Source organism: Intrasporangium zincisolvens, assembly GCF_034724055.1.
GTDB classification, from domain to species: Bacteria; Actinomycetota; Actinomycetes; order Actinomycetales; family Dermatophilaceae; genus Monashia; species Monashia zincisolvens.
Genome location: NZ_JAWIIL010000016.1, coordinates 1 through 13,602 on the forward strand (window position 1 = coordinate 1; position 13,602 = coordinate 13,602).

Below are 13,602 nucleotides of genomic sequence, written 5' to 3' on the forward strand. Positions count from 1 at the left end.
CTCGGGCACCGTGCACGTCGTCGCCGACGTCGAGGGCTACCTCGCCGCGACGGGGACCTCGAACCAGTGGGTGTCGACGACGCCGGTCCGGCTCGTCGACACGAGGTCCGGCACGGCCACCAACTCCGTGCGAACGGCCTTGGCGGCCAACGCCGCCCTGAAGGTCCGGGTGGCCGGCGTCAGCGGCTCCCCGGTCCCGGCAGGGGCGACGGTCGCGGTGCTCAACCTCACCGTCGCGTCGCCGCAGAAGCCGGGCTTCCTCACCGCCGACGCGAGCGCCGACGGTGGCACGTCGACGGCCAACTTCTCGACCGGTCAGACCGTGGCCAACCTCGTGCTGACACGCCTGGCCTCCGACGGCACGGCGACGATCGTCAACCACTCGGCGGGAACGGTGCACGTCATCGTCGACGCGCAGGGCTACCTGCACTGACGCCGGATCGCGGCAGACACGGGCGGCGCCGACCGGACAGACATCCGGACGGCGTCGCCCTATCTGTTGCCGACCTCACACTCCGTAGGTAAGTTCCGCCCTGACAGCAGAACGCGTGAATTGTTCACATTCCTTCGGAGGCACCATGTCCATGTCAGAGCTGTCCCGCCGCACCGTCCTCGCCGGAGGCCTCGCTGTGGCCGCGGCCGGCACGGTCGCCGGCCAGGCCCGCGCCGCCACCGCCCCGGGCGCTGCGAGCGCCGCCACCGCCGGCGAGGAGGGCTGGATCACCTCGACGCTGAGCCGGATGACCCTCGAGGAGAAGGTCGGCCAGCTGTTCATCCAGAACGTCTACGGCAAGGACGCCACGACGCCCGACCAGCGCAACGTGCCGCTCTACGGCGTCGCGAGCCCGGCCGAGGTCGTGCGCAAGTACCACCTCGGCGGCGTCATCTACTTCGCCTGGACCGACAGCGTGCAGAACCCCGACCAGATCGTCGGGCTCTCCAATGGCCTGCAGAAGGCCGCTCTCACGGCACCGGTCAAGGCCAAGGTGCCGCTGCAGATCGCCATCGACCAGGAGCAGGGCGTCGTCACCCGCATCGGGCCGCCCGCCACCCAGTTCCCCGGCTCGATGGCCCTCGGCGCCGGCCGCAGCGCCCCCGATGCCCGCACCGCCGCGGCCATCACCGGCCAGGAGCTGCTGGCCATGGGCGTCAACACCAACTTCGCCCCGGTCTGCGACGTCAACGTCAACGCCCTCAACCCGGTCATCGGCACGCGGTCGTTCTCCTCGCACCCCGACCTCGCCGCCGAGCTCGTGGCCGCGCAGGTGGCCGGCTACCAGCGCGACGCCGGGATCTCGTCCTCGGCCAAGCACTTCCCGGGCCACGGCGACACCGCCACCGACAGCCACGTCGCCTTCCCGATCATTACGCACACCCGCGCCCAGTGGGAGAGCATCGACGCCCCGCCGTTCAAGGCCGCGATCCGCGAGGGCATCGACATGATCATGACGGCCCACCTCGCCTTCCCGGCGCTCGACGACTCCGGCGACCCGGCGACGCTGAGCCACCCGATCCTCACCGGCGTGCTGCGCGACGAGCTCGGCTACGACGGCGTCATCGTCACCGACTCCCTCGGCATGCAGGGCGTGCGCGACAAGTACGGCGACGCCGAGGTGCCGGTGCGGGCCCTGCTCGCCGGCGCCGACCAGCTGCTCATGAGCCCGGCCATGGACGACGCGTACGCGGCGGTCCTCGCGGCCGTGCGCAGCCACCGCATCCACCCGTCCGACCTCGACGCCAAGGTGCGACGCGTCCTCCGCCTGAAGTACCGGCGCGGCGTCGTCACCCAGCCCTACGCCGACCCGGCGGGCGTGGCCGCGACCGTGGGCACGCCGGCCCACCTCGCCGCCGCCGACGAGGTCACCGACCGCACGACGACGCTCGTGAAGAACGACGCCCGTGTGCTGCCGGTGGCCGCCGCGGGCAAGAAGGTGCTCGTCACCGGCTACGGCGTCTCCACGACCGCGACCCTCGCTGCGGGCCTGACCGACAAGGGCGCCTCGGTCCAGACGCTCGAGACCGGCACCTCGCCGACCGACGCCAAGGTGGCCGCCGCGGTCGCCGCGGCCGGCGGCAAGGACCTCGTCGTCGTCACGACGATGAAGGCCTGGGACACCGCGACCACCGACACCCGCGGCGGGCAGCAGAAGCTCGTCCGGCAGCTCATCGCCTCGGGCGTCCCGGTCGTCGTCGTGGCGGTGCGCGACCCGTACGACATCGCCTACGTCACCGAGGCGCAGACCTACCTGGCGACCTACTCCTACAGCCCGGTCGCCATCGAGGCCGCGGCGCGGGTCATCACCGGCCAGGTCTCGCCGACGGCGAAGCTGCCCGTCGACATCCCCGTCAAGGGCGACCCGTCGACGCCGCTCTACCCGTTCGGCCACGGCCTCACCTACTGACGTGCGCACCCTGCCGACCGTCAGGACCCTCCGGACCCACCGGACCCACCGGACCCACCGGAATCTCGGCACCGCGCTGGCGGTGGCGGCCCTCGCCGCCACCGCCCTCGCGGCGGGGCCCTCCAGCGCTGCGACGGCGAACGTGGCCGACGCCGGTGCCGGCGTCACGAACGTGCCGCCGGTCACGGCGCGCGTCGCCACGTACAACATCCACGCGGGCGCCGGCACCGACAACGTCTACGACCTCGAGCGCACCGCCGCCGCGATCCGCGCCCTCGACGCCGACGTCGTCGGCCTCGAGGAGGCCGACGTCCACTGGGGCGACCGCTCGCACTGGGAGGACATCGTCGCCGAGCTCGGCCGGCGCCTCGGGATGCGCACGGCCTTCGCCCCGATCTACAGCCTCGACCCGCCCGCGCCCGGGCACCCCCGACGCGAGTTCGGCGTCGCCCTGCTCTCGCGGTTCCCGCTCGTGTCCGTCGAGAACCACGACCTGACGCGCCTGTCCACGCAGGACCCGAACCCGGTGCCCGCCCCGGCGCCCGGCTTCCTCGAGGCCGTCGTGCAGGCCGGCGGCGCCCGCACCCACGTCTACGTCACGCACCTCGACTACCGCGGCGACCCGTCGGTGCGCCGCCTCCAGGTGGCCGACACCCTGCGCATCCTCGACGAGGACCCCGAGGGCGCGAGCCAGGTGCTCCTCGGCGACCTCAACGCCGAGGCGTCGGCCCCCGAGCTCGCACCGCTCTGGACCCGCCTGCGCGACGCCTGGGCCGTGGCCCCCGTCCGCGACGGCGAGCCCGGCCTCAGCTACCCGGCGATCGGGCCGACCAAGCGCATCGACGTCGTGTCCGTCTCCGGCGGCGTCGAGGTGCTCGACGCCTCGACCCAGCACGACCCCACGCTCGTCCCCGCGAGCGACCACCGCGCCGTCGTCGCCACGGTGCGCCTGCCCCAAGGATCGGAGAACTCACGATGACCCGTCTCAACCGCCGCCAGCTGCTCACCGCCGGAGCGCTCGGCGCCATCGCCGTGCCGGCGACCGCCGCGAGCTCCCTCGCGGCACAGTCCACCTCGACGAACTACCCGGCCAACCCCGTCACCCCGGGCGCCGACCGGGCCGCCGCCTCCCGCTGGTCGGTGCTGAGCGGCCAGAAGGTCGGCGTCATCACCAACCCGACCGGCATCCTGACCAACCTGCGCACCATCGTCGACGAGATGCACGAGTCCGGCGCCGTCGACGTCGTCGGGGTCTTCGGGCCGGAGCACGGCTTCCGCGGCACCGCCCAGGCCGGCAGCTCCGAGGGCACGCACACCGACCCGCGCACCGGCATCACCGTGTACGACGCGTACGGCGCCACGGTCACCAAGCTGACCTCGATGTTCGCCGCCGCCGGTGTCGAGACCGTCGTCTTCGACATCCAGGACGTCGGCGCCCGGTTCTACACCTACATCTGGACGATGTACACGGCGATGCGTGCGGCCGTCGCGGTCGACGCCCGCTTCGTCGTGCTCGACCGGCCGAACCCGGTCGGCGGCACGGCCCGGGGCCCGATGATGACGACGGCGTACACCTCGGGCGTCGGGGCCAAGGAGATCGTCCAGGCGCACGGCATGACGGTCGGCGAGCTGGCCCGCTTCTTCGACGCCGAGTTCCTGCCGGCCGACGCAGGCGGCCGCCTGCGCGACCTCACCGTCGTGGAGCTCAAGGGCTGGCGACGCGACGTGCCGTTCGCGGCCACAGGCCTGCCGTGGGTCATGCCGAGCCCCAACATGCCGACGCCCGACACCGCGCTCGTCTACCCGGGCACGTGCCTCTTCGAGGGCACCAACCTCTCGGAGGGGCGCGGCACCACCCGCCCGTTCGAGCTGCTTGGCGCCCCGTTCGTCGACCACCGCTGGGCCGAGCGCGTCGCCTCCCGCGGGCTGCCCGGCGTCGGGGTCCGCGAGGCGTACTTCACCCCGACGTTCAGCAAGCACACCGGCGCCGTCTGCGGCGGCATCCAGCTGCACGTCACCGACGCGTCGACCTTCGACCCGATCCGCACGACGGTCGAGATGCTCGTCGCGCTCAAGGCCCTCTACCCCGACTTCGCGTGGCGCTACGACTCCTACGACCCCCAGCGGCCGTACTGGGTCGACAAGCTGACCGGCTCGACGCGACTGCGCACGCAGGTGGACGCCGGAGCGCCCGCCGACGAGGTCGTCGGCGCGTGGCGCGCGGAGCTCGCGGCCTTCGACGCCCGACGCCGCCAGTACCTCATCTACGGCGGCCCCGCGGCCTGACCCGCCTCCGACCGACTCGACCGACTCGACCCCGGACAATCAAGGAGTGACATGCGCCTGCGCACCCTCGTCGCCGCACCGGTCGCCGCACTCGGCGCCGTCGCCCTCGCGGGCACGCTCGTGACCGCGAGCCCGGCCACGGCCGACGACTTCAGCAAGCCCGACCGCGGGTTCGCCCCGCCGAACACCGTCCTGGCCGACGCCACCCCGCAGAGCCTCGGGCTCGACCCGGCGCCCATCGCCGAGTCCGTGGCGCAGATCCACGCCCACGAGCAGCCGGACGCGTCGGGCCACCCGCTCTTCGCCGGCGCGGTCGGGATCATGGGCCACGAGGGGAAGATCGTCGAGCGAGACGCGTCGGGCTGGGCCCTGCGGTACGCGAACGCGACGACCGAGCTGCCCCGCGAGCAGTGGGTGCCGATGCGCACCGACACGATCTTCGACCTCGCGTCGGTCTCGAAGCTGTTCACCTCGCTCGCCGTCGTCCAGCTCGTCGAGGAGGGCAAGGTCGCGCTCGAGGAGCCCGTCGCCACCTACCTGCCGGAGTTCGCGGCGAACGGCAAGCAGTCGGTCACGGTGCGGCAGCTGCTGACGCACACCTCGGGCTTCACGTCGTGGCTGCCGCTCTGGAGCAAGTACCCCGACAAGGCGTCGCGGATCAAGGCCGTCATGGACCAGCCGCTGACCAACCCCCCGGGCAGCACGTACCTCTACAGCGACCTCAACCTCATCACCCTCGGCGTCATGGTCGAGAAGCTGCGTGGCGCCCCGCTCGACCAGGTCGTCCACGACCGCATCACGGCACCGCTCGGCATGACCGACACCGGCTACAACCCCACCGACAAGGAGCGCACGGCCGCCACCGAGTACCAGTCGGCGCCGCCGCGCGGGCTCGTGTGGGGCTCCGTGCACGACGAGAACGCGTGGTCGCTCGGCGGCGTCGCGGGCCACGCCGGCGTCTTCTCGACCGTCGACGACCTCGCCCGCCTCTCACAGGCGCTGCTCAACGGCGGCACGTACCTGGGCCACCGCATCCTGTCGCGCAAGAGCGTCGAGTCGCTCATCACCAACTTCACTGGCGACTTCCCGGGCGACGACCACGGCCTCGGGTTCGAGCTGAACCAGCGCTGGTACATGGACGCCCTCTCGGGTCCGCGCACCGCGGGTCACACCGGCTATACCGGCACCTCGATCGTCATCGACTTCACGAGCCGCTCGTTCGCGATCCTGCTGACCAACCGGGTCCACCCGTCGCGCAACTGGGGCTCGGTCAACGGCGCCCGTCGCGAGTGGGCGCACGGGCTCGCTGCGTCGATGGGCATCCGGCCCAGGCACGGCGACACCGCCTGGTTCACCGGCGGGCAGAACGCGACGACCTCGACGCTGACGACCCAGCCGCTGCCCGTCCCGGCCGCAGGCGCCCGCCTCGGCTTCGACCTGTTCCTCGACACCGAGGAGACCGACCTGCTCCACCTCGAGCGGTCAACCGACGGTGGCACGACGTGGACCCCGGTGGCCTTCGAGCTGCGCGACCGCGGCACGACCGAGACGGCCGACGGCGTCGTGTCCGGCTCGGGCACCCGGCGCTGGGTCCAGGCCCGGGCCGACCTGCCGGCCGGCACCCAGCTCGTGCGGTGGCGGCACGTCACCGACGGCGGCTACCTCGGGCGTGGCGTCGCCGTCGACGACATCGAGGTCGGCGGACCGGGCGGCATCCTGCTCGACGGCGAGAAGACGCCCGGCGCGTTGACCCCGGACGGGTGGGCGCTCCGGGGTCGCGAGACCGTAGCGTAGGCACATGCCGAGGACCGAGGACAGAGCCGGGGACGGCGTCGCACAGCCCGGACGGCCCGCCGGCGCGCCCCTGCTCATCCGCCTGCGCGGCATCCGCCCGTCGCTCTCGCCCGCCGAGGACCGCGTCGCCGAGATCGTGCTCGCCGACGCGCGTCGGGCCGCGGGGCTGACGATCAGCGAGCTCGCGAGCGCCGCGAGCACGTCCGAGACGACCGTGCTGCGGTTCTGCCGGCGACTCGGGCTGCCGGGCTACCCGCAGCTGCGGCTCGCGCTCGCCGAGGAGTCGGCACACCCGCGCAGCCTGTCGCGCGGCGACACCGACATCAGCGCGAGCGACACGATCGACGACATCATCGCCAAGGTGGCCTTCACCGACGCGAGCGCCGTCGAGGAGACGGCCCAGGGCCTGGACCGCGACGCCCTGACGGCGGCCGCGGCGGCCATCGCCCGGGCCGGACGCGTCGACGTCTACGGCATCGGCGCGTCGGCGATCGTCGGCACCGACCTGCAGCAGAAGCTGCACCGCATCGGCGTCGTCGCCTTCGCGTGGAACGACCCGCACATCGCCCTGACGAGCGCGACGCTGCTGCGCAAGGGCGACGTCGCCGTCGGCATCTCGCACTCGGGCACGACGGCCGAGACCATCGAGGCACTGGCAGCGGCGCGCTCGAACGGCGCGACGACGGTCGCGATCACCAACTTCCCGGTGTCGCGGCTCGCGGAGGGTGCCGACATCATCCTCGCGACTGCGGCGCGAGAGACGAGCCTGCGCTCGGGCGCCACGGCCAGCCGCATCGCGGCGCTCACCGTCGTCGACTGCCTCTACATCGCGGTGGCCCAGCGCAACCTGCGCAAGGCCCGCAAGGCCGTGGCCGAGACCCGCGAGGCCGTCGCGGGCCACCACCTCCCCGACTGACGCCGTCCCGGCTTCGGTCGTGGGTGGGGCCTCGCCCGACCGTGACCCGAATGTTACTCATTTACACCATTGACGCTCATGGCGTAGGAAACTAACCTCGCCACCGTGAGCAGCGAGGTGACCGTGAACGCCCCCACCGAGGAGCGCCATCCGGGGACGACGTCCATCGACACGCACACCTCGCTCGGCATCCTCCGCGCCCTCAACGCCGAGGACGCCACGGTGGCCGCCGCCGTCGCGGCGGTCCTGCCCGAGCTCGCCCTCCTCGTCGACCGCGCCGTCGACTCGCTGCGCGCCGGCGGGTCCGTGCACTACTTCGGCGCCGGCACCTCGGGCCGCCTCGCCGTCCTCGACGCCGCCGAGCTCCGCCCCACCTTCAACGCCCCCGAGGGCCTCGTCGTCGCCCACCACGCCGGCGGCCCGGCCGCGCTGCTCCAGGCCGTCGAGAACGTCGAGGACGACGCCGAGCTCGGCCGCGCCGAGGCCGGCGTCCTTCGGCCCGGCGACGTCGCCATCGGCCTCACCGCCTCGGGCCGTACGCCGTTCGTGCGTGGGGCGCTCGAGCGGGCCCGCGAGGTCGGGGCCACCACGGCCCTCGTCACGGCCAACCCGCACGCCGAGCTCGCCGCCCTCGCCGACCACCTGCTCGCCGCGCACACCGGGCCCGAGGCGCTCACCGGCTCGACGCGCCTCAAGGCCGGCACCGCCCAGAAGCTCGTGCTCAACTCGTTCTCGACCGCGCTGATGATCCGCCTGGGCCGCACGTGGTCCAACCTCATGGTCGACGTCGTCGCGACGAACGCCAAGCTGCGCGGACGCGTCGTGCGCATCCTCCAGGAGGCCACCGGCGCCGGCGAGGACGAAGCCCGCGTCGCCCTCGACGCCGCCGGCGGCGAGCTGAAGCCGGCGCTGCTGTCGATGCTCGCGGAGGTCGACGCCGCCACCGCCCGCGACGCCCTGGCGGACCACGAGGGCTCGGTCGCCCGTGCCCTCGCCGCGCTCACCGCCCTCGCGGCCCTCACCAGCCCGGCAACACCCCACCCCACGCCCCAACCAGCAGGGACATCCCGACAGGAGCACCCATGACCCCCGCCCTCCCCCGCACCGGCCCGTCGCGGCCCCGCCGCCGCACCCTCCTGACGCTCGCCGCCGTCTCCGGCGCCCTTCTCGTCGGGGCGTGCTCGCCCGGCACGAGCGGCTCGGGCTCCGGCGGTGACGACGGCAAGGTGACGCTGACCGTGTGGTCGTGGCGCGTCGAGGACGAGGCCGCCTACAACAAGATCTTCGCGGCCTACGAGAAGGCCCACCCGGGCGTCACGGTCGACTTCAAGGCGTTCAAGGCGACCGAGTACAACAAGATCCTCGCCACGGGCCTCGCCGGGTCGGACGGCCCCGACGTGCCGCAGGTCCGCTCCTACGGCCAGCTCCAGACCACGGTCGCGAGCAAGTCGCTGCTGCCCCTCGACGGCAAGGTCGACCTCACCGGCTGGGACGAGAACGTCGTCGCGAGCGCCAAGGGCAAGGAGGACGGCAAGACCTACTCCGTCCCGCTCGCCCGCCAGACGGTCCAGATGTTCTACAACCAGGGCCTGTTCGAGAAGAACGGCCTCAAGGCGCCGACCACGTGGGACGAGTTCATCACCGCCAACGACAAGCTCGCCGCGGCCGGCGTCACCCCGATCGCCGTCGGCGCCAAGGACGACTGGACCCTGCCGATCGTCCACGAGGTGCTCGCCGCTCCCCGCTTCGGCGGCAAGGCCTTCCAGCAGGGGGTCCTCAGCGGCCAGAAGTCCTTCACCGACCCCGACTGGGTGGCCTCGGTCAAGGTCGTCGGCGACCTCGCCAAGTACATGCCCAAGAACGTCACCGGCGTCGCCGCCACCGACGCCCAGACCCTCTTCTCGGCCGAGAAGGCCGCGATGATCCCGGGCGGGTCCTTCGACCTCGGCGTGCTCGAGAAGGCCAACCCGAACGTCAAGATCGGCGTCTTCCAGGTGCCGCCGCCCCCCGGCTCGCCGAGCGGGTCCGCGGCCACGACGGCAGGATGGGCCGATGGCAACTTCGCGGTCTCGGCCAAGTCGAAGCACCCGAACGAGGCCACGGAGCTCGTCAAGTGGATGACCTCCAAGGAGTTCGGCCAGATGGTCACCGACGACATCAAGCAGATCTCGGCGGTCCCAGGCGTCGACCCGTCCGACCCGCTGCTCAAGCAGATGAGCGACAACTACACGAGCTCCGGCTCGCCGTACCTGCTGCTCACCGACTTCCGCTACGGCTCGCCGTCGGGCACCGATCTCCTCGGCAAGGGACTGCAGGAGCTGCTCCTCGGCTCCAAGGACGCCACGGCCGTCAGCTCCGAGCTCGACTCCGGCGTCAAGACCTGGTTCAAGCCGAGCGCCTGAGCGCCCGCTCGCGCCACCTGAGCCGCCCCCGAGCCACCGTCCGGCCGGCACCCCACCCGCCGGCCGGACGGTACCTCGTGCACCACCCGCCGCCCTTGCGACGGCTCCCCCCGTCACACCCCGTCCCGACTCCCACGAGGAGGTCCTCATGAGGCGTCGCACCGGACTGCTGTTCCTCACCCCCGCGCTCGCCCTCTTCGCGGTGTTCGTGCTCTACCCGATGCTGACGGCGTTCTCCTACGCCTTCTTCGACTGGCAGGGCACGGCGCGCGGCGCCTTCGCCGGCGTCGACAACTTCGTCACCCTCTTCACTCGGGCCCCGTTCACCACCGACCTGCCACGGGCGCTGCTGCACAACGTGCTCTTCTTCGTCGGCACGATGCTCATCCAGAACACCATCGGGCTCAGCGTCGCGTACCTGCTGCACACGCGTCCGCGCACCCGCCGCATGCTGCAGACGCTCTACGCGATGCCCTACCTCGTGAGCCCGATCGTCATCGGCTACCTCTGGACGCTGCTCCTGTCGCCGACGTTCGGCCCGGTCAACACGTTGCTGACCAACATCGGGCTCGAGTCGTGGGCCCTGCCCTGGCTCGGCGACCCGAAGACCGCGCTGTGGGTCGTCATCCTCGTCAGCGTCTGGCAGTGGATCGGCTTCCCGGTCCTGCTCTACGGCGCGGCGCTCGGCGGCGTGCCCGAGGAGCTGACCGAGGCCGCGCGCGTCGACGGTGCCTCGCACCGCCAGACGTTCTTCCGCATCACGCTGCCCCTGCTCGTGCCCGCCATCGGCACGGTGTCGGTGCTGACGTTCATCTTCGCGATGGAGGCGTTCGCGCTGCCGTACGCGTTCGGCGGCTCCACCGGAAACCCTGCCGGCGCCACCGACTTCGTGTCGCTGCTCTTCTACCGCACCGCCTTCGACTCGGGCGCCACCGACGCGATCGGCAGCTCCTCCGCCCTGGCCACGGTGCTGTTCGTCATCATCTTCGGTGGGGCGTACGCGGCCACGGCCGTGCTCCGCCGGCACGAGCGGAGGATCACCGCATGACCACGGCCGTCGTCACCCCCGAGTCCGACGTCCCGGCCCGCGAGGCGCTCCCTCGTACGGCTGCCCGCCCCGGTCCGCGTCGCCCGTCGGGCCCCGGCCGGGCCGTCGGTGGAGCGGGCGCGAGCATCCTGCTCTGGGGCTATGCGGCGCTCGCCCTCGTGCCGCTGCTGCTCATGGTGAGCAACTCGTTCCGCTCCAACTCCGACCTCATCACCGACCCCCTCGGGCTGCCCTCGCCGCCCACGACGGCCAGCTACGTCGAGGCCTGGACCACGGGCAACTTCGCGACGTACTTCGGCAACTCCCTCGCCGTCACGGTCGGTGCCGTCGCCATCTCGACGGCGGTGTCGACGATGGCGGCCTACGCGCTGGCCCGCGGACGATCGCGGGTGTTCCGGTGGTTCGAGTCGCTCTTCCTGTCCGGCCTCATGCTGCCGATCCACCTGGCGATCCTGCCGATCTTCTACCTCTTCGACGGCCTCGGCCTCATCGACTCCCGCTTCGGGCTCTCCCTCATGTACGCGGCCTCGGGCGTGCCGTTCTCGATCTTCGTCCTCACGACGTTCTTCCGGCAGCTGCCCGCCGAGCTCGAGGAGGCGGCGGCCCTCGACGGCGCGAACCAGTGGCAGACCTTCTGGCGGATCATGGTGCCGCTCGTGCGCCCGGCCGTCGCCACCGTCGCGGTCTTCCGCTTCGTGCCGATCTGGAACGACTTCCTCTTCCCCCTCGTGCTGCTGCGCCGCGACGACAAGTACACGCTGCCGGTGGGCCTCACGAGCTTCTTCGGCGAGAACGCGACGAACTACTCCGCGGTCTTCGCCGGTCTCGTCATCACCACGATCCCGCTCATCCTGCTCTTCCTCGTGGCCACCAAGCAGATCGTGGCGGGCTTGACCGCCGGCATGGCGAAGTGATCGGCTCGCCGGCGTGGCGGGTGCGAGCAGTGGTCGTGGTGGTGCCGTGCTGAGGCGCGTCGTGGCCGTCGACGTCGGCGGGTCGGGGCTGCGGCTCACGAGCGTCGACGCGTCGGCCACCCCTGACGCGCCGCTGACCATCCGCACGGCCGACGGAGTTCGTCTGGGCGCCAAGGGGATCGACGTGCCCGCCCTTGTCGCGTCGGCGCGTGGACTGCTGTTCGGTGACGACGCGTCCGGCGCCGACCTGACCGACTCAGCCGTCGTCTGGTCGATGCGTGGCCTGCTCTTCCTCGCCGACCGAGACGCCGTGCTCGACGCCGTCGCGACGGGCCTGCGGGCCGGGCACACCGTCGTCGTCAGCGACGCCGTCGCCAACCTCGTCGGCGCACTGGGCGGCGTCCGGCCTGGCGCCGTCGTCGCGGCCGGCACGGGTGCCGTCGCGTTCGGCACCGACTTCGGCGCGCACTGGAACCGCGTCGACGGCTGGGGCCACGTGCTCGGCGACGCCGGTTCGGCCGCGTGGGTCGGGCTCGAGGGCCTGCGTGCGGCGCTGCGCGCGCTCGACGGGCTGCCCGGCGGCTCGCCCGCGCTGCTCGACGCGGCGACCGCGCTGCTCGGCGACCCGGCCGGGTGGCCGCGGCTCGTCATGACCGGCGCGGACGCACCCGAACGGCTCGCGTCGGTGGCACCGCTCGTGACGGCGGCGGCCGGGTCCGACGCCGTGGCCGCGCGGGTGTGCGCCGACGCCGGTCGTTCGCTCGCCCAGTCGCTCGTCGCGGCTGCGGCGGGGCTCGCCGACCCGACGCTCGTCGCCTCGGGTGGGCTGCTCGCGGCGCCCGAGGTGACCGGCGCGCTCGACGCGGAGCTCGCGACGCGTGGACTCGCCCGCACGCCGGCCCGCGGTGGCGCCCTGCACGGCGCGCTCGCCCTCGGGCTCCTGCTGGCCTCGACCGGCCGCGTCCCCGAGCACCCGGCCTACCTCCTGCAGCGGCCGCGTCCGTTCACGGGCGGCTGAGGAGGCAGGCCGGGCAGTCGCGCAGCCGGCCGGGAGGGCGGCCACGCGACCCCAGTGGGAGGGTCTGTGGAGGCGCGTCGCGGTCAGTCGTCCGAGCCGCCGGACCCGCCGTCGTCACCACTGTGGTCACCGGTGTGGTCGCTGTCGTCGCCGCCGTGGTCGCCGTCGTCGCCGGTGTCGTGGCCGCCCTGGTGGTCGCCCGAGTGCTCGGTCGCGTCGTCACCGGACTCGTGCGAGTCGTCGCCCTGCTCGTCGGCGTCCTCGCCCTGGTCGTCGGAGGTGTCGTGGCTGCGGGGCGGGTCCGCCGCCGGCGTCTCGGTGCCTCCGGCGTGCGAGACGGCCGCCGCCCGTGCGGAGCGGTGTTCCGTGCGCGTCTCCACGCCCTTCTTCTTCGCCTCGGTCGCCGTGGCCTGGCCGTGGGCCGCGGCCTTGGGCAGCGCGGGCGCCTCGGAGGTCTTCGTGGCCTCCGGCGTCTCACTGGCCTCGGGCGTCTCGGTCTCGGCCGGCTCGGGGGCTTCGGACGTCTCAGGCGCCTCGGGCGTCTCGTCGGCGGCCGGGGTGGTCGCGACCACGGGCGTGGGTGCTGGGGTGTCGTCGGAGGCGGCCGCGATGCCGCCGCCGGTCATCGCCGCGGCGATGACGACGCCGCCGACGCCGAGGACGATCTTGCGCTGGACGAGCCGGTGGTTCATGGGTTCGGTCCTTCCGTGGGTGGAGGCCTGACCGGGGCCGCGTGCGCCCGTACATTGCCGCGCGATCGCCGAGTGTTACGCCCGGTGCGCGTGTAATGTCCGAATCCACCACCACGCGGACCCACCCACG

12 protein-coding genes are annotated in these 13,602 nt (G+C 72.9%); 11 read left to right on the forward strand and 1 reads right to left on the reverse strand.

Annotated elements, in window-relative coordinates; translation table 11 throughout:
* From RY076_RS23205 to RY076_RS23255, 11 genes are all read left to right on the forward strand, one after another.
* Positions 1-433, forward strand: a 433-nt coding sequence (locus RY076_RS23205) for a hypothetical protein (RefSeq protein WP_323102318.1), incomplete at its 5' end; no start/stop codon positions are given.
* 145 nt (positions 434-578) lie between these two features.
* The gene (locus RY076_RS23210) at positions 579-2,402 is read left to right on the forward strand and encodes a glycoside hydrolase family 3 protein (RefSeq protein ID WP_323102319.1); all 1,824 of its coding nucleotides are present in this window, start codon (positions 579-581) and stop codon (positions 2,400-2,402) included.
* A 1-nt stretch (position 2,403) separates the two neighbouring features.
* On the forward strand, positions 2,404-3,381 hold the full coding sequence (locus tag RY076_RS23215) for an endonuclease/exonuclease/phosphatase family protein (RefSeq protein WP_323102322.1): 978 nt from the start codon (positions 2,404-2,406) through the stop codon (positions 3,379-3,381).
* Positions 3,378-4,688, forward strand: a complete 1,311-nt coding sequence (locus RY076_RS23220; RefSeq protein ID WP_323102325.1) for an exo-beta-N-acetylmuramidase NamZ family protein — start codon at positions 3,378-3,380, stop codon at positions 4,686-4,688. The genes RY076_RS23215 and RY076_RS23220 overlap by 4 nt, the downstream gene beginning before the upstream one ends.
* Positions 4,689-4,739: 51 nt before the next feature.
* A complete protein-coding gene (locus tag RY076_RS23225; protein ID WP_323102326.1) occupies positions 4,740-6,482 on the forward strand; it encodes a serine hydrolase in 1,743 nt (580 codons plus the stop codon).
* Positions 6,483-6,486: 4 nt separating this feature from the next.
* Positions 6,487-7,398 (forward strand): MurR/RpiR family transcriptional regulator, encoded by a 912-nt coding sequence (locus RY076_RS23230; protein ID WP_323102328.1) that lies wholly within the window; start codon positions 6,487-6,489, stop codon positions 7,396-7,398.
* Between the two features lie 105 nt (positions 7,399-7,503).
* Positions 7,504-8,484: an N-acetylmuramic acid 6-phosphate etherase gene (locus RY076_RS23235; protein WP_323102329.1), complete on the forward strand. Its 981-nt coding sequence runs from the start codon at positions 7,504-7,506 to the stop codon at positions 8,482-8,484.
* Positions 8,481-9,800: an ABC transporter substrate-binding protein gene (locus tag RY076_RS23240; RefSeq protein ID WP_323102330.1), complete on the forward strand. Its 1,320-nt coding sequence runs from the start codon at positions 8,481-8,483 to the stop codon at positions 9,798-9,800. Before RY076_RS23235 ends, RY076_RS23240 begins: the two co-directional genes overlap by 4 nt.
* A gap of 148 nt (positions 9,801-9,948) precedes the next feature.
* Positions 9,949-10,848, forward strand: coding sequence for a carbohydrate ABC transporter permease (locus RY076_RS23245; protein WP_323102332.1), 900 nt, complete (start codon positions 9,949-9,951; stop codon positions 10,846-10,848).
* Positions 10,845-11,762 carry a carbohydrate ABC transporter permease gene (locus RY076_RS23250; RefSeq protein WP_323102334.1) on the forward strand — a complete coding sequence of 306 codons (918 nt, stop codon included), beginning with the start codon at positions 10,845-10,847 and terminating at the stop codon, positions 11,760-11,762. Before RY076_RS23245 ends, RY076_RS23250 begins: the two co-directional genes overlap by 4 nt.
* Positions 11,763-11,808: 46 nt before the next feature.
* Complete coding sequence (locus tag RY076_RS23255; RefSeq protein ID WP_323102337.1) at positions 11,809-12,780, forward strand: BadF/BadG/BcrA/BcrD ATPase family protein; 972 nt, start codon at positions 11,809-11,811, stop codon at positions 12,778-12,780.
* Between the two features lie 83 nt (positions 12,781-12,863).
* On the opposite strand, the gene RY076_RS23260 is transcribed toward RY076_RS23255, so the two are convergent.
* On the reverse strand, positions 12,864-13,472 hold the full coding sequence (locus tag RY076_RS23260; protein WP_323102340.1) for a hypothetical protein: 609 nt from the start codon (positions 13,470-13,472) through the stop codon (positions 12,864-12,866).
* Positions 13,473-13,602: the final 130 nt, after the last annotated feature.